Raw genomic sequence first — 16625 nt, forward strand, 5'->3', positions numbered from 1 at the left:
TGCCTTGCGGGTCATCCGCACCGTAAAACCCGCACTTAGAAATCAGGAGCGCATCATGGCGACCGTGAAAGTCGATACATCCAACTTTCAGGATGAAGTTCTCAATGCACAGGAGCCGGTCATCGTCGACTTCTGGGCAGAGTGGTGCGGCCCGTGCAAGATGATCGCACCGAGCCTCGAAGAAATTTCGAACGAGATGGCTGGGAAGGTAAAGGTCGCCAAGATCAATATCGACGAGAACCCCGAGATCGCTGCGCAGTATGGCGTTCGCTCCATCCCGACACTGGCCCTGTTCAAGGCCGGCGAGGTTGCCGACATCAAGGTTGGCGCCGCGCCGAAGACAGCGCTGACATCCTGGATTTCCAACGCGGCCGCTTGAGCGATCGCGTTCCCAGACATCAGAAACCCGGCCTCGCAGCCGGGTTTTTTTATGACGTCTTCATCGCGATGCCGACATGATCAACGAGGCGGCGTCCCATTGTCGGCAAGCACGTTGCCGACGAGATAGAGCGAGCCACCGATGAGGACGCGCGGGGCCACCGGCTGATGGGCAAACGCATCGGAGAGGATCGAGAGCGCCTCCGCCACCGAGGCGACAGGTTCAACGTCGAAACCCTGCGCCGCGGCATCTTCTGCCAGAGCCACCGGGTCGATGCCGACATCGGATCCCCGGATCGGAACCGTGAAAACCTGCTCGGCAAGGCCTGAAAAGGCTTGGAAATAGCCCGCGGGATCCTTTGTGTTGATCATGCCGATGATCAGGAAAAGCGGTTTTGGATCGCGTTCTTCAAGGTTCGCCATGGTTTCGGCGATCACCTTGCCGGCGCCGGGATTGTGCCCGCCGTCGACCCAGATTTCGGCGCGCTTGGGAGCATACTCCGCCAGTCGTCCGGTTGTCAGCCGCTGGAGTCGGCCGGGCCATTCGACTGTCGTCAACCCTGTCTCGATCGCCGCATCGGCCGGCTGGAAGCCGGCGGCACGCACCGTGCGGATCGCAGCAGCCGCATTGGCATATTGATGACGGCCGGGAAGGCGTGGAAGGGGCAAGTCGATCAATCCGTCATCGTCCTGATAGATCAGCCGACCAAATTCCTCATGTGCGTGGAAGTCCTGCCCGTAGACGGACACCGGGCATCGGAGGCGCTCCGCCGTGCTCACGAGCACGTCACGCGCAGCCTCTTCCTCCTGCTGGCCAAGGACGACGGGGCAGCCGCGCTTCATGATGCCGGCCTTTTCGGCCGCAATGAGCTCGACGCGATCGCCGAGATAGGCCTGATGGTCGAGCGAGATCGGCATGATCGTCGAAACGGCCGGCGCCTTGATGACGTTGGTTGCGTCGAAGCGCCCCCCGAGGCCCACCTCGATGATGGCAACGTCGGCCGGATGCTCGGAGAAAAGAAGGAACGTGACAGCGGTCAGGATCTCGAACACCGTGATCGTCTCGCCGCGATTGGCGGCGGCGACCCGGCGAACGGCATCGGCAAGGACGGGATCCGACACGTACGCGCCGCGCCCACCCTTTACGCCCAGACGATAGCGTTCATGCCACCTCACCAAATGCGGAGAGGTGTGGACATGGACCGACAGACCCGCAGCCTCGAGAATTGCCCGCGAGAATGCCGTGACCGATCCTTTGCCGTTCGTGCCCGCCACATGAATGACCGGCGGCAACCTGTCTTGCGGATTGCCAAGCCTGTCGAGAAGACGCGTGACGCGCTCCAGCGACAGATCGAAGCCTTTAGGATGGAGCGCAAGGAGCTTGTCGATCTCTTGCGTGGCTTCGCGCGCCTCGGTGGTCATCGCGCGCTAGACGCTGGCCGCGACCGGCACGGCAGCCGCAGGCGCCACGATCTCCGGCTGAACGGGCCGCTTCACGGCATCGACGGGCTTCTTGAGCATAATCTTCAGCACCCGTGCGAGCGTCTGGGGAATATCATGGCGCTTGATCACCATGTCGATCATGCCATGATCCATCAGATATTCCGAGGTCTGGAAGCCCTCGGGCAGCTTTTCGCGGATTGTCTGTTCAATGACGCGCTTGCCGGCAAAGCAGATTTCAGCACCCGGCTCGGCCAGATGCAGATCGCCCAGCATGGCATAGGACGCCGTAACGCCGCCCGTCGTCGGGTTGGTCAGGACGACGATGTAGGGAAGACCTGCTTCCTTCAGCATCTGCACGGCGACCGTGGTGCGCGGCAGCTGCATGAGAGAGAGAATGCCCTCCTGCATGCGCGCACCGCCGGAGGCCGGAAAGATGACCAGCGGGCACTTCTCGGCGATGGCACGTTCGAAGGCCTTGATGATCGCCTCGCCTGCGGCAATGCCGAGCGAACCACCCATGAAGGCGAATTCGTGCACGACGGCCACCAGTTTCAGTCCTTCGACGGTACCGAGACCGGCAAGGATCGTGTCCTCCATCTCCGTCTTCGCACGACTGTCGCGCAGGCGGTCGGTGTACTTCTTGGAGTCACGGAACTTCAGGGGATCCTGCGCCACCTTCGGCTGCGGCAGCGTCTCGTAGACGCCCGCATCGAAAAGATCCTTCAGACGGGCCTTGGCCGGCATCTTCATGTGAAAGCCGGATGCGGGGATGACCCACTTGTTATCTTCAAGATCGCGGTGGAATACCATCTCGCCCGTCTCCGGGCACTTGATCCAGAGGTTTTCCGGAACCTCGCGGCGGCCGAGCATCGAATTGATCTTCGGGCGGACGTAGTTGGTAATCCAGTTCACATGAAACTCCTGAAATCGTTCAGCCAGTCATTACCCCGTATGTGGGCAATTATTCGGCCGCTGCAAGACGCGCAGCCCGGACGCCGGCCGAGAGGCCGCGCACCAGGGCCTCGACGCCCGGGACAGTCGCGCCCGTCGCCTGACCGTCTTCGGTAAGGCTGGACGCGACCTGATTGATGATGACGGTGCCGACGACCACGCCGTCGGCCGACGCACCGATGGCGCGCGCATGCTCGGCGGTCTTGACGCCGAAGCCGACACAGACAGGCAGTCTGGTGTGCTCCTTGATGCGCGCCACCGCACCGCCGACCAGAGCCGGTTCGGGAAGAGCCGAACCTGTGATGCCGTTCATGGAGACATAATAAACAAAACCAGAGGTGTTCTCGAGGACCTTCGGCAGGCGGCGGCTGCCCGTGGTCGGTGTGGCCAACCGAATAAAGCTGATGCCCTTCTTGAGCGCGGGCAGGCAGAGCTCGTCGTCCATTTCAGGTGGCAGATCGACGACAATCAATCCGTCGATACCGGCGGCGAGGGCATTTTCGAGAAAGCGATCCACGCCGTAAATGTAGATCGGATTGTAGTAGCCCATCATAACGATCGGCGTGTCGGTATCCGTCTTGCGGAACTGGCGCGCGAGCTCCAGGGTCTTTTCCAGCGTCTGGCCACCGGCAAGAGCACGCTGGCCGGCGAGCTGGATCGCCGGGCCATCCGCCATCGGGTCGGAGAAGGGCATGCCGAGTTCGATGATATCGGAGCCGGCGGACGGCAGCGCCTTCATGATCGCCAGAGACGTGTCGAAATCCGGATCGCCGCCCATGATGTAGGTGACGAGCACCGGGCGATGCTCGGCGGAAGCCTTGGCGAATGTCCTGTCGAAACGTGCGCTCATCTTGTTACAGCCCCATTCCAAGCAGCTTGCCGACGGTAAAGATATCCTTGTCGCCGCGTCCGCAGAGATTCATCACGATGATCTGATCCTTGTCCATCGTCGGCGCCCGCTTGATGACCTCGGCGAGTGCATGGCTCGGCTCAAGTGCGGGGATGATGCCTTCGACGCGGGTCAGAAGCTGAAAGGCTTCGAGCGCCTCGTGGTCCATGATCGGAACATATTCGACCCGACCGGCATCTTTCAGCCAGGAGTGCTCGGGCCCGATGCCGGGATAATCGAGGCCAGCGGAAATGGAATGGCCTTCCTTGATCTGTCCGTCCCTATCCTGCAACAGGTAGGTGCGGTTGCCATGAAGGACGCCCGGGGTGCCCGCCGTAAGCGAGGCACAATGCTCCTCGCCGTCGAGACCTTTGCCGCCCGCTTCGACACCGACGATCTTGACGCTGGCGTCGTCGAGGAACGGATGAAAAAGGCCGATGGCATTGGAGCCGCCGCCGACTGCCGCGATGAGCATGTCTGGCAGGCGGCCCTCCATCGCCAGCATCTGTTCGCGCGTTTCGCGGCCGATGACAGCCTGGAAGTCACGCACCATTTCCGGATAGGGATGCGGGCCGGCAGCCGTGCCGATCAGATAGTAGGTATCGTCGACATTGGTGACCCAGTCGCGCAGGGCCTCGTTCATAGCGTCTTTCAACGTGCCGTGGCCCGCCGTGACCGGGCGGACCTCCGCACCGAGTAGCTTCATGCGGAAGACGTTGGGCGACTGGCGTTCGACATCGGTTGCGCCCATGTAGACGACGCAGGGCAGGCCGAAGCGGGCCGCGACGGTTGCCGTCGCCACGCCGTGCTGACCGGCACCGGTTTCCGCAATGATGCGGGTCTTGCCCATGCGCTTGGCAAGCAGGATCTGGCCGAGACAATTGTTGATCTTGTGAGAGCCGGTATGGTTCAGCTCGTCGCGCTTGAAGTAGACCTTGGCACCGCCCAGCTCTTCCGTCAGGCGCTCGGCAAAATAAAGCGGGCTCGGACGGCCGGTATAATGCGTGTTGAGATGTTCGAGTTCAGCCTTGAAGGCGGGATCGGTTTTGGCCTTTTCCCACTCGGCTTCAAGATCAAGGATCAGCGGCATCAGCGTTTCCGCGACAAAACGACCGCCGAAAATGCCGAAGCGACCGTCCTCATCGGGACCGGAACGGAAGGAATTGGGTAGGGGGGTCTGATTCACGTCGTGCTCCTTGACCGGAAAGGCTCCGCGCGGGCCTCAGCAACGGCATCGAAAAACTCTTCCATCCGGCGTAGGTCCTTGACGCCGGGCGCGCGCTCAACTCCAGAGGAGATGTCGATCGCGCGCGTGCCTGTCATCTCCAGTGCCTCGCGGATATTTCCGGCGTTCAGACCGCCGGAAAGCATGTAATCCACCTCGGCGTCAAGCGCGTCGAGCAGCGTCCAATCAAACGAGATGCCGTTGCCACCGGGAATTTCCGAGCCTTTGGGAGCCTTGGCATCGAACAGGAAGCGATCGGCAATGCCGATATAGGCGTCGACCGCCCGGAGATCCCCGGCCTCGCGCACCGAAAACGCCTTCATGATCGGGCGACCGTAGATCGCGCGGATGTCCAGTGCGCGCGCGGCCGTCTCGTGGCCATGGAGCTGCAGAATGTCCGGATCGAGCGACGAGACGATCTCGTCCAGCGTATCGTTGTCCGCATCCACCGTGACAGCAACGATCTTCGCCCGCCCGCGTATGCGCTCCGCAAGCCGCGCGGCGTCGTCCGGCTCGATATGGCGCGGGCTCTTTTCGAAGAAGATAAAACCGACATGGTTCGCGCCCAAGGCAACGGCCTTGTCGACGGCTTCAGCGGTCTTCAATCCGCAGATCTTGACATCGATGGTCATACGGCACCGCATTTGCATGAATCGGCCCGCGAGTCGAGCCAAAACAGGGCCTCGCGCAGATCGCCTCGGCTGTGATCAGGTAAAGTCGATGGCATGGAGAAGTGTCCCGTTGCGCTTCAGCCAATGGCGGGCCTCCGGCGTCTGGGCGCAGAGCTGCTCACACAGGGCCCAGAAGTTCGGCCCGTGGTTCATCTCCTTGAGGTGCGCCACCTCGTGCGCTGCCAGGTAATCGATGACATGGGGCGGTGCCATGACGATGCGCCATGAGAAATTCAGCGCCCCGTCCACGGCGCAGGAGCCCCAGCGACTTCGCGTGTCGCGAAGCGTCAAGGACTTGATTGGTCGTCCGACCTGCAATGCATGGGATGGCGCGAGATGCTCCAGATCCTTTCGGGCCTCCTTCTTGAGAAAGTCGGCGATCCGACGACCGAGATGCTCGGGCGCGCCGCTGACCCTGAGCACCGGCTCATCATCGATCACGACGCTTTCCGTGATACCGCGTAGACGACCGGTTCGTTCTATCCGATGAGCGACGCCGCGCACGAAGATCATTCCGCCATCTTCGAGAACGCTCTCGCCGGAAAAACGTGCAAGCCGGCTTGAAAGCCAGGCTTGGTGTCGGTCGAGAAACTGCGTCACCTCGCGATCAGGCAACCCTGGGGGGATGGTCATCTTCAAGGCCCGTCCGCCCGGCTCGATGCGCAGTGTCATGCGTGTCGCGCGGGGATTTTGCCGGATCGTCAAGGGGACAGACCGTTCATCGATGACCAGCGTCTTCACGACAGTCTTCGTCACCGGCCGGACGGGTTGTACCGGCTTCTTACGGCGAACGGGCTTCAGCAGCAGAGGAAACATGATGTCCCTGATAGATGATTCGTAGGCCTAGCGCCCCCGGCACGACAAGGAAAAGCCGGCCTTCCTGCATGAGGAAGGCCGGCCTTGGGGAGGTCAGATCACCGTACGGTTAGCCGGCGCTCCGAAGCTCAGTTGCCGGTGTAACCTGTGACCGGGCCGTTCGACGGAGTCCTGCGCTCACGCATGAAGCGGTCGAAATCGTCCTGGTCCTTGGCGCGACGCAATTCGCGCACATAGGCGTCGAAATCTTCGCGCATGTCATCCAGACGGCGACGCTCTTCATCGAGACGTGTCAGTTCTGCTTCGCGCCAATCGTCGAAAGCGACGTTGCCTGTATCGCCTGCGCGGTACGTGCCGCGTGTGAAGCCCGTCCGGCGCAGGCCGCCAAAGCCGCCCCTGAACGTGGAAAACACGGTATCGACGGACGCATTTGCGTCACGCTTGAACGATTTCAGACGTTCCCCGAACAGAATGTAAGCGAGCATGGCAAGGCCAAGCGGCCAAAACACGACGAAGCCGAGAACCATCAACGCAATGGTCGCGGGCGTCCAGTCAGGACGGATCAAGGCATGCTGATTCATGGAGTTTAGTCCTCGTCAATGGAGGGTTCGGTCGTCGAACCCGCTGACGTCGATGTGGGAATAGCAGCATTCCTCCACAAGACGAGACAAACAAAAATCGGGCAAGGGCTTGCCCGATCTCATGATTTTTTGGGTGTTTGACCTGCTCTGGCGCGTCTAGCCGGTTTTGCCGCCCTTGATGACCTTGACGGACGCCGCCTTGTGACCATGGGCGCGCTGGAAGGCCGCAATGCGCGGCGCAATCTCCCGGCGGAAGCGCGATCCGTTGAAGACGCCATAATGGCCGACATCCGGCTGCACGTAGTGCATGCGCATGTGATCCGGAATGTTGGAACAGATCGTCTGGGCAGCTTCCGTCTGTCCCACGCCGGAGATGTCGTCGTTCTCCCCTTCGACCGTCAGCAAAGCCACCTTGCGGATCGCGTGGGTATCCACTCTCTCGCCGCGATGGACCATTTCGCCTTTCGGCAAGGCATGCTGCATGAACACGACATCGACGGTCTGCAGATAGAATTCAGCTGTGAGATCCATCACGGCAAGATATTCGTCGTAGAACTCCCGGTGCTTTTCCGCGGCATCGCCGTCATGCTGGACGAGGTGGTCGAAGAATTCCTTCTGAGCATTGATATGCCGATCGAGGTTCATCGACATGAAGCCGGAGAGCTGCAGGAAACCCGGATAGACCGGACGCATGAATCCCGGTTGCGGAAAAGGAACGGGCATCACGACATTGTCGCGAAACCATTCGATAGGCTTGTCCTTGGCAAGTTTGTTGACGGCGGTCGGATTGATACGGGTATCGATCGGTCCACCCATCAACGTCATAGAGGCGGGCGACAGGGCATCACCTCTGGCTTCCATGATCGCGGCAGCGGCCAGAACCGGAACGGCTGGCTGGCAGACAGCGATGACATGAGTATCGGGTCCCAGGAAGTGCAGAATTTCGATGATGTACTCGATATAGTCGTCGAGGTCGAACGTGCCTTCCGTCAGAGGCACCATGCGGGCATCGATCCAGTCCGTGATGTAGATGTCGGACGTCGGCAGGAGAGCTTCCACGGTGCCGCGCAGGAGGGTCGCATAGTGACCGGACATCGGCGCGACAATCAGGACGCGCGGATCAGACCGCGCCGGTTTCTCCAGGATGCGCTCGAAATGAATGAGGTTGCAGAAGGGTTGCCGCCACACGATCTTTTCGTCGATCGAAATCGCACGATCGTTGATGATCGTTTCGTCAAGCCCGAACTCCGGCTTGCCATATCGACGGGTCGAGCGCTCGAAGACCTCGAGACCGGCAGCGGCGGTGCGACCGAGATAGGTCTGCGACAGCGGATTAAGGGGATTGCTGTAGGCAAGACGCAAGGCATCGGCTGCGGCGCGCCAAGGCGCCATGATCGCGTGGTTCAATTCGTAGAACTGGTAAAACACTGGATGCAAACTCCTTTTACCATAAGAAGAGATAGAAAGCAGCACGAAGCGCTTCTCAATCTCCGTCCGAATATTTCAGGCTACGCTTTCTTGTGCGTTGCAGCAAGTTGTTTAAAGTATCATGTCTGGCCAGTGCGAAACTGTTGTAGAGCGCTCCTTTCATTCCTCCTGATGCGTCCGTTCGGAACGGACAGAAGTGTGCGCCCGCAAGCATTGAGAAGTCGATAATTCTTCTCAGTAGCCTGACGGCCCTGCCGGGATGGACGTTTCACCGGCTTGGTAGTGGAGACGGAGGCGGTTCGTAGCTTCCACGAGCGTGGTGACATCCGTGCCGATAGCCATGAAGTCTGCTCCGAGATCGCGGTAGAGCCGCGCTTGATCGAGGCTCAGCGTCATGATGCCGGCCGCCTTGCCGGCGCGCGCAATGCGCTCGAAGGCATCGCGAATGGCATCCGTGACGTCGGCATGACCAAGCTGCCCGAGACGTCCCATGTCGGCTGCCAGGTCGGAGGGGCCGATGAACAAACCATCGATCCCGTCGACGGCCGCGATCTGATCGAGCATCTCCAGACCCGCCCTGCTCTCAATCTGGACGATTAGGCAGATTTCTTGTTCCGCAGTTTCGAGATAGTCGCTGATGCGACTGAAAGAGGATGCGCGACCGAGGGCCGCGCCGACACCGCGAACGCCCTTGGGCGGATAACGCACTGCACGCACGAGCCGTTTGGCTTCCTCCACCGTCTCCACCATGGGGATCATGATGGTTTGTGCGCCAGCATCGAGGATCTGCTTGATCATCCAAGTCTCGCCTACCGGAAGGCGAACGATCGCGTGGCTCTGTGAACCCTTCAGCGCTTGGACCTGTGCTGCCAGAAGGGGAATGTCGTTCGGCGCATGTTCGCCGTCGATGAGAAGCCAGTCATAGCCGCAGCCGGACACGATCTCTGCCGCGTAAGGGCTGGCCATTGCCACCCAGAAACCGAGCTGGAATCGCCGCTCGCGCAGCGCAGCCTTAAAGAGGTTGACCGGTGCCGGCACGTGTCTCTCCTTCTTGTTCCTCAAGCGTCCAGATAGCGCATATCGCCAACGTCTCCATGCCGTAGACGCTCTATTCGCCAAAAGCATCTTGTCGGCAGCGACGTGGACTCACTAGATGGTCGCGTGCGCGCTCCCTCGCACCCAGCGCTTTTCCGTTGGCGACGCTCAGTCAGCGGCCAACACACTGAAGGACAAGAACCATGACAACGTCGAGCAATTTCCGACAGGCGGATTTTCCGATTGAGGCCAGCTTTCTCGATCGCTGGTCGCCCCGCGCTTTCAAGGACGAGACGATGGGAGAGTCTGAACTCCTGACGATTCTGGAGGCCGGGCGTTGGGCGCCCTCCGCCTTCAACTCGCAGCCCTGGCGTTTTTCCTATGCTTTGCGCGGCTCGCCGGAATGGGACACGCTTCTGCCGATCCTCAACGACTTCAACCAGAGCTGGGCGAAATCCGCATCCGCTTTGGTGATCATCATCTCGAAGACGCATTTCGCGGCACCAGGCGCGACCGAAGCCAAGCCGTCCTACAGTCATAGCTTCGATGCGGGTGCTGCATGGGGCGCCATTGCCCACCAGGCAACGCTGCTCGGCTACCAGGCACATGGCATGACCGGAATTCACTTCGACAAGGCCGAAAGTATCCTCGGCATCCCCGAGGGCTACCGTGTCGAAGCCGCCATTGCGATCGGCCGCGTCGGCGACAAGTCCGTTCTGCCGGAAGGGCTGCAGGCCCGGGAAACTCCAAGCCCCCGTCGACCCTTGTCTGAGCTCGCCTTCAATGGCAGCTTCAAAGCCGATTGATCGCAAAGCAACATCAGTCAAAAAGAAGGCCTCGCAACCGGATGGCTGCGAGGCCTTTCTTCGAAGCGGCAAGCGATAAACGCCTAGATGTCGAGGTTAGCGACGTTCAGGGCATTCTCCTGAATGAAATCGCGGCGAGGCTCGACCTCGTCACCCATAAGCCGCGAAAACAAGCTGTCGGCGTCCGTCGCATCGTTTACGCGAACCTGTAGCAGCGAGCGGACGTTCGGATCGAGCGTGGTTTCCCAGAGCTGTTCTGCATTCATCTCGCCGAGGCCCTTGTAGCGCTGCATGGAAAGGCCCTTGCGGCCGCTGGCAAAGATCGCGTCAAGCAGAGCGCGAGGACCGCTGATCTCCTGCGTGCCCTCCTTGCGCCGCAGGACAGGGGGCACGGCATAGATGTCGTGAAGCTTGGCGTTCAGCTGGTCGATCAGGCGGGCATCCTGCGACGCGATCAGCGCCATGTCGAGGAACGCCAGTTCCTTGACCCCGCGGACCATGCGCTCGAGCCGCAGGCCACCATCACCCGCGATCTCGGCCTTCCAGCCACGTTCGGTTTCCTCGGCGATCAGATCGAGCCGCTCGGCCAGCTCGCGCGCGATCACCGCAGATTTCTCGTCATCGCGCAGGCGTTCCGGATTGAGGGCGCCGGCGATCGCGGCCTGCTCGACGACAGAGCGGCTGTAGCGGGAATGCAGTCCTTCGACGAGTGCGCGCAGGCGCAGCGCATCCGTGATGACTTCGCGCAGATCCTGACCTGCCCGCACCTCGCCGGATCCGAGTTCCAGGCGCGCTTCTTCCAGCCCCATCGAGATCAGATATTCTTCGAAGGCCTTCTCGTCCTTCAGGTACTGGGCGGACTTGCCGCGCGTAACCTTGTAGAGCGGCGGCTGAGCGATGTAGAGATGGCCGCGCTCGATCAGCTCCGGCATCTGCCGGAAGAAAAACGTCAGGAGCAGCGTCCTGATGTGGGCGCCATCCACGTCGGCGTCCGTCATGATGATAATCTTGTGGTAGCGCAGCTTCTCAGGGTTGAACTCGTCCTTGCCGATGGAGGTACCGAGCGCGGTGATCAGGGTCCCGATTTCCTGGCTGGACAGCATCTTGTCGAACCGCGCACGCTCGACATTCAGGATTTTGCCGCGAAGCGGAAGGATCGCCTGATTTTCGCGCGACCGCCCCTGCTTTGCAGAGCCGCCGGCCGAGTCACCTTCGACAAGGAAAAGTTCGGACTTGGACGGGTCGCGCTCCGAGCAGTCGGCAAGTTTGCCTGGAAGCGAAGAGATATCGAGCGCACCCTTGCGACGGGTCAGCTCGCGCGCCTTGCGGGCAGCCTCACGCGCGGCGGCGGCTTCAACCACCTTGCCGACGAGGATCTTCGCATCGGCCGGATGTTCCTCGAACCAGGTGCTCAGCGCCTCGTTGACGAGGCTTTCGACAACCGGTCGTACCTCGGAGGAGACGAGCTTGTCCTTCGTCTGCGAGGAGAATTTCGGATCAGGCACCTTGACGGAAAGGACGGCCGTCAGCCCTTCGCGGCAGTCTTCGCCCTGCAGCGTCACCTTTTCCTTTTTGGTGATACCGGATTGATCCGCGTAGGAGGTCACCTGGCGCGTCAGGGCCCCGCGGAAGCCGGCCATATGCGTGCCACCATCGCGCTGGGGAATGTTGTTGGTGAAGCAGAGCATGTTCTCGTGGTAGCTGTCGTTCCACCACATCGCGACCTCGACGGTAATGCCGTCCTTCTCGCCGCGAATGGAAACGGGCCGTGAGACCAGCGGCTTCTTGGCACGATCGAGATAGACGACGAAGGCCTCGAGGCCGCCATCATACATCATCTCTTCCTGCTTGATGTCGGAATGACGCTTGTCCGTGAGGATGATGCGGACGCCGGAATTGAGGAAGGCGAGCTCGCGGAGACGATGTTCCAACGTGCCGTAATCGAACTCCACCTTCGTGAAGGTTTCGGTGCTCGGCAGGAAAGTGACCTCGGTGCCCGTCAAGCCGCCGCTGTCACCGGTCACCTGCAGTGCACCGTCGGCGACACCGTGGGTAAAGCTCATCTCATGGATCTTGCCCGATCGACGGATCTTCAGCTTCAACGAGACGGAGAGCGCATTGACGACGGACACGCCGACACCATGGAGACCACCGGATACCTTATAGGAATTCTGGTCGAACTTTCCGCCGGCATGCAGCTGCGTCATGATGACCTCGGCCGCCGACACCCCTTCTTCCTTGTGGATGTCGGTTGGGATACCGCGGCCATTGTCGGTTACCGTTACCGAGCCATCGGCGTTCAGCGTCACCGTCACGAGGTCGGCGTATCCGCCCAGCGCTTCGTCGATTGCGTTGTCGACGACTTCGTAGACCATGTGGTGCAGGCCCGAGCCGTCGTCCGTGTCGCCGATATACATGCCCGGACGCTTGCGGACAGCGTCCAGACCCTTGAGAACCTTGATCGAATCGGCACCATATTCGGCATTTGCGCCGGTTGCAGCATCAGGCAGTTCGGTCATAGAGGTAGGGTCTTTCCATTGTTACGGCGTCGTTCCAGATGCTTAGCATGCGGGGAGCCAGGCCATGCAAGTATCCGAAGGGCGAATCAGCAGGACGGCAGTCGCTGAAATGTCGATATTCCCCGTTCTGATCCAAAGTCCGACCGCCGGTTGCGGGTCTGAAGTGGGACCGAAATCAAACCGGCAAGAGCGTGATTGGCGATGAGGTCTTTCCGTTTTCGGCAGGCTTCCACGGCGGCGTCACCTCTGTGTGCTTGCCGCCGAAAGGGTTCACGATCCATCTTTAGCACCCTTCTGCGCATTGTCCAAAAGTTGCGTGATATCCACAACGGTCTGGTCCTGAAGATGGCGGATCTGTGCTGCCAGCCGGTTCGCGAGGATCGTATGGCCAGGAGCCAGACCTGCCGTATCCAGTGTCACGCGGGGGTTTGATTGGGCCGCGAGCGCAAAGAGAGCGTCGGCCTCGTCCCAGATGATGTGGAAATAGCCGGCCACACGCTGCAGGAAATCAAAGCTTGGCGTACCCCGACGGCCATGTTCCAGCGCCGAGAGATAGGCGGCCGACACATTGAGGGCCTGTGCCATCTGCTTCTGCGTTACGCCACGCTCCAAACGAAGGCGGACCATCTCCTCACCGAAGGGTGTCATGGCGCCGAGGACGTCTCATGCGAGAAAGCCAGAGTTCTGCCGGGAGACGTCGTGCCGCGACAGCCGGACGTAAAGCGCGCCCTCGCCTCCATGGTTGCGGGCTGCGGGCTCGTAGGAGGAAATCAGCGGACGAAAGTCCGGCAATGAAAACCACAGAGGCACCGCCCGCCTCAGCGCGCCTTCGCTGCCCATCGATGTCCCCTTGCCCGTAATGACAAGGACGTGCCGCAGACCACGGTCATGCGCTCGCGAGAGGAACTGCAACAGGAGGCCATGCGCTTCGGATTGCGCCATACCATGAAGGTCAATGCGGGCATCGATCGGAAGATGACCCTTGGCGAGTTTGCGTTTGACGGGCTTTTCCAGCGGCTGGTGACGTTTCGGCGCGTCGATCTTGGCCGCAGGCGCCATCGCGCGCGCTTGGACCACGGCCACCGAGACTGGCAGGGGTTCCGGAGGCTTCGGCGGTGGTTCCTCTCCCTCGAACAGCGCAAGCAATTCCATGCGTCCCGGAAGCGCGCGCGTCGATCGGGCGACCTTGCCCCAGAGAATGCGGTCTTCGCTGGAAAGCGTCTTCTTCCTCGTCATGCGCCGTATCTTGCCGCGGCGGCCTTCGGAATCAAGATGAAAAAGTCTGCGGCATTGCGCACCGCTCCCGCCTTCTCACCGGCTTCATCACCGGATCCGGTGAAGATGTCGCCCCGCGCCGGACCAACGATGGCAGTGCCGGTATCGAGCGCCAGCATCAGGCGGCGAAACGGTCGTCCGTCATCGATACGGGTCAGACTGTCACTCGCGATGAAAAAGGGTACGCCGAAGGTGTGGATGAGGCGATCGACGGCCAGCGAGCGTCCCGGCTGCAACGGCACCTTTGCGGCGGCGACGGGTCCAAGCGCCGGATCCTCGACAGGTGCTTCTCGGAAGAAGATAAAGGACCGATTGTGCCACATGACTGCGTCGGCTTCTGCAGGATGCGCGTCGAGCCAGCCCTTGATCGACTGCATGGAAACGGTCGCAGCATCGATCGCACCGCGATCGATCAACAGTTTCCCGATAGCCGAAAATGGCTGTCCGCTCTTTGCGGCATAGGTGATGCGCTCAGTGGAGCCGTCCGGAAAAAGAAGACGGGCTGCACCCTGGACATGCGCGAAGAAGACATCTGTCTTGGATCGGGCAAACGCAATCTCCAGTCCACGCCCATCGAGAAAGCCTGTTTCGATCGCCTGCCGATCGGGGTATTCTTCGATCCGGCCCTCTACATGGCGAGCAAAGGCGAAGCTCTCGTGCAGAAAGGACGGCCGGGTCTTTTCGTCGAGATCGACCAGATCGTCCGGCCGACGATAGAACGGATAGACATAGGCCCCGGTGCGCTGGCGGCTGACGGGAACGACGGGTTCGAAAAACGCGGTAACGAAGCCGGTCGCGCCATCCCGACGCTGGATGGCGAAGGGTTGAAAGTTCGCCTCGAAAAAGGCTCGGGCTGAACCCGCATCTGATACGTCGACGTCCTCGGCCGCTCGAAACGCCGGCAGAAGATCGTCGGAAGAAATGCCGAGCGATCCTGTTCGGTGCGGTTTGACGGTCTCGACCTGAACCCGGCACCGCCGCAGGGCTGGCAGAAGGTCCGACGGATCGTCATCCGCCCAGCCGGGCAGATCCTCGTAGCAAACCTTGCGGAGCGCAAAATCCATCGACGATCCCTATCTCTCTGACATGCGCCGCCGACAATCGAACAACGAAACTCAGTTTTCGGATTCGGTTGCGATCAGCTTCCAGTTCGGATCGCGAGAGCGGGTATCGCGCGCAAACGTCCAGAGGTCGTTGACCTCGGAGACGGCTTCGGCATCGCCATCCACCAGTTTGCCGGATGCGTCATAGGTCGCCGAGATCAACTGGCTGAAGATCCGCACGGTGACAATTGCCTCGCCGTCTTTCAGGTCGGCCGAGACAATATCGGACTTTTCGATGCCGACGAACGTAGACTTGACGGATTCACCCTTGGCCTCGCGATCGGCGATCGCCGCTTCAAAGCCGTCATACACTTCCTTGGAAAGAAGCGACTTTAACGTCTTCCGGTCCGCATCGGCAAACGCCATGACAATCATTTCGTACGCCATGCGCGCGCCGTTTACGAAGGTCTTCGGATCGAAGCTGTTGTCGGCATCGGCAATGCGGCGCAGCGACGCGTTCAACGGGGTCTCCGGCTTGGCGAAGGCATCAATGGCTGCATATCGAGCAGCCTCGTCGACAACGGTGTCGCGACGGGGCAGTTGGACAACCTTGCCGGTGGGGTCGGCGCTGTCCACAGGTTCGCGCGCGGAAAAGGGATCGGACGGCGGGCGTTCGTTGCCTGTCCGACGGCCCAGCACGCTGCGAAGCTGGATGAAAATGATCACCGCGGCGACAAGAAAGAACAATGTTACGAAGTCGAAAGATCCCATTTCCACCAATGCCGCTTTTATGATGTATCTTAGAGACCCATATAGACGCGATGATGCCATCATTCAAATGGCCTGAAGCAGATTGGGGCGGCATGAAGGCCGCTCGGCAAGGAGATCCGCCGATCTTCGCGTCGACGTCGAGGTCGTTCGGCGACCCGGTGCAGCTTTCACATTTCCGTGCCTCACGGGATAAGTCAGACGACAACCTTTTAACGAACATGTGGACCAAATGCGCCTTTCCCTGATCCCGCTCTTCTTCCTGCTTCTGCCGATGGCCGAGATTGCCACCTTCATCGTTGTCGGACGCGAGATCGGTGTCGCGGCGACCCTCGGCCTCATTCTTCTGTCGGCTGTTGTCGGCGCTGTTCTCCTGCGCGCCCAAGGCCTTGGCGTCCTTCGAAAACTCCAGTCCCTCTCGCGCACCGGAGAAAATCCGGGGCGTCAGATCGTGCATGGTGCGATGATCGTCATCGCTGCCTTTCTCCTGATCCTGCCGGGGTTCCTCAGTGATCTGATTGGCATTCTTCTCTTCATTCCGGCAGTGCGCGAAGCGGCATGGCAGTTTCTCCGCAAGCGGGTCACTGTGGTGACGCAGACCAGCGGTACGCGGTCCGATCCGGCCAACGCTCGGCCACGTTCCATTCCCGGAGTCATCGATCTTGATGACGCAGAGTTTACCAGGGATCCTGATCACAACGGCCCGAGCGACCGGTTGCGCTGATCCGCGATCGTTGAGCGTTGTGGCAACGGCCATGATCGCGCGTCGTCGCTCGGGTTGTAAGGACATGCCCGAA

The 16625-nt window shown here is 60.7% G+C and carries 17 protein-coding genes; 3 read left to right on the forward strand and 14 right to left on the reverse strand.

Annotated elements, in window-relative coordinates:
• Positions 1-13 precede the first annotated feature (13 nt).
• Positions 14-379: a thioredoxin gene (trxA, locus tag ASG25_RS18065; protein ID WP_274533631.1), complete on the forward strand. Its 366-nt coding sequence runs from the start codon at positions 14-16 to the stop codon at positions 377-379.
• A gap of 80 nt (positions 380-459) precedes the next feature.
• Here the strand turns inward: trxA and ASG25_RS18070 are convergent, their stop codons facing one another.
• From ASG25_RS18070 to ASG25_RS18110, 9 genes are all read right to left on the reverse strand, one after another.
• Complete coding sequence (locus tag ASG25_RS18070) at positions 460-1800, reverse strand: folylpolyglutamate synthase/dihydrofolate synthase family protein (protein ID WP_062477289.1); 1341 nt, start codon at positions 1798-1800, stop codon at positions 460-462.
• Between the two features lie 6 nt (positions 1801-1806).
• Positions 1807-2733 (reverse strand): acetyl-CoA carboxylase, carboxyltransferase subunit beta, encoded by a 927-nt coding sequence (accD, locus tag ASG25_RS18075; protein WP_062477292.1) that lies wholly within the window; start codon positions 2731-2733, stop codon positions 1807-1809.
• A gap of 49 nt (positions 2734-2782) precedes the next feature.
• On the reverse strand, positions 2783-3622 hold the full coding sequence (trpA, locus tag ASG25_RS18080) for a tryptophan synthase subunit alpha (RefSeq protein ID WP_062477295.1): 840 nt from the start codon (positions 3620-3622) through the stop codon (positions 2783-2785).
• Positions 3623-3626: 4 nt separating this feature from the next.
• Positions 3627-4847: a tryptophan synthase subunit beta gene (trpB, locus tag ASG25_RS18085; RefSeq protein WP_062477299.1), complete on the reverse strand. Its 1221-nt coding sequence runs from the start codon at positions 4845-4847 to the stop codon at positions 3627-3629.
• Entirely contained in the window at positions 4844-5518 is a 675-nt protein-coding gene (locus tag ASG25_RS18090) for a phosphoribosylanthranilate isomerase (protein WP_062477301.1), read from the reverse strand. Before ASG25_RS18090 ends, trpB begins: the two co-directional genes overlap by 4 nt.
• A 75-nt stretch (positions 5519-5593) precedes the next feature.
• Complete coding sequence (locus ASG25_RS18095) at positions 5594-6373, reverse strand: M48 family metallopeptidase (protein WP_062477304.1); 780 nt, start codon at positions 6371-6373, stop codon at positions 5594-5596.
• A gap of 128 nt (positions 6374-6501) precedes the next feature.
• Complete coding sequence (locus tag ASG25_RS18100; RefSeq protein WP_062477307.1) at positions 6502-6954, reverse strand: DUF2852 domain-containing protein; 453 nt, start codon at positions 6952-6954, stop codon at positions 6502-6504.
• A 156-nt stretch (positions 6955-7110) separates the two neighbouring features.
• Complete coding sequence (gene phaZ, locus ASG25_RS18105; RefSeq protein WP_062477310.1) at positions 7111-8382, reverse strand: polyhydroxyalkanoate depolymerase; 1272 nt, start codon at positions 8380-8382, stop codon at positions 7111-7113.
• 234 nt (positions 8383-8616) lie between these two features.
• Positions 8617-9420, reverse strand: coding sequence for an HpcH/HpaI aldolase/citrate lyase family protein (locus ASG25_RS18110; protein ID WP_062477313.1), 804 nt, complete (start codon positions 9418-9420; stop codon positions 8617-8619).
• A 200-nt stretch (positions 9421-9620) separates the two neighbouring features.
• Here ASG25_RS18110 and ASG25_RS18115 point away from each other — a divergent pair, with 200 nt between their 5' ends.
• Complete coding sequence (locus tag ASG25_RS18115; RefSeq protein WP_062477317.1) at positions 9621-10223, forward strand: nitroreductase family protein; 603 nt, start codon at positions 9621-9623, stop codon at positions 10221-10223.
• Between the two features lie 83 nt (positions 10224-10306).
• Here ASG25_RS18115 and gyrB read toward each other — a convergent pair whose 3' ends face one another.
• From gyrB to ASG25_RS18140, 5 genes are all read right to left on the reverse strand, one after another.
• Entirely contained in the window at positions 10307-12742 is a 2436-nt protein-coding gene (gene gyrB, locus ASG25_RS18120; protein ID WP_062477319.1) for a DNA topoisomerase (ATP-hydrolyzing) subunit B, read from the reverse strand.
• Positions 12743-13012: 270 nt separating this feature from the next.
• On the reverse strand, positions 13013-13390 hold the full coding sequence (locus ASG25_RS18125; protein WP_062477322.1) for a helix-turn-helix domain-containing protein: 378 nt from the start codon (positions 13388-13390) through the stop codon (positions 13013-13015).
• Between the two features lie 15 nt (positions 13391-13405).
• A complete protein-coding gene (locus tag ASG25_RS18130) occupies positions 13406-13978 on the reverse strand; it encodes a Smr/MutS family protein (protein ID WP_062477325.1) in 573 nt (190 codons plus the stop codon).
• Complete coding sequence (locus ASG25_RS18135; protein ID WP_062477328.1) at positions 13975-15081, reverse strand: murein transglycosylase A; 1107 nt, start codon at positions 15079-15081, stop codon at positions 13975-13977. The genes ASG25_RS18130 and ASG25_RS18135 overlap by 4 nt, the downstream gene beginning before the upstream one ends.
• A 51-nt stretch (positions 15082-15132) precedes the next feature.
• On the reverse strand, positions 15133-15831 hold the full coding sequence (locus ASG25_RS18140) for a Tim44/TimA family putative adaptor protein (protein ID WP_062477331.1): 699 nt from the start codon (positions 15829-15831) through the stop codon (positions 15133-15135).
• Between the two features lie 229 nt (positions 15832-16060).
• Here ASG25_RS18140 and ASG25_RS18145 point away from each other — a divergent pair, with 229 nt between their 5' ends.
• Entirely contained in the window at positions 16061-16552 is a 492-nt protein-coding gene (locus ASG25_RS18145) for an FxsA family protein (RefSeq protein WP_062477335.1), read from the forward strand.
• The last annotated feature ends 73 nt before the right edge of the window (positions 16553-16625 follow it).

Source organism: Rhizobium sp. Leaf384 (genome assembly GCF_001424065.1).
Lineage (GTDB): Bacteria > Pseudomonadota > Alphaproteobacteria > Rhizobiales > Rhizobiaceae > Ferranicluibacter.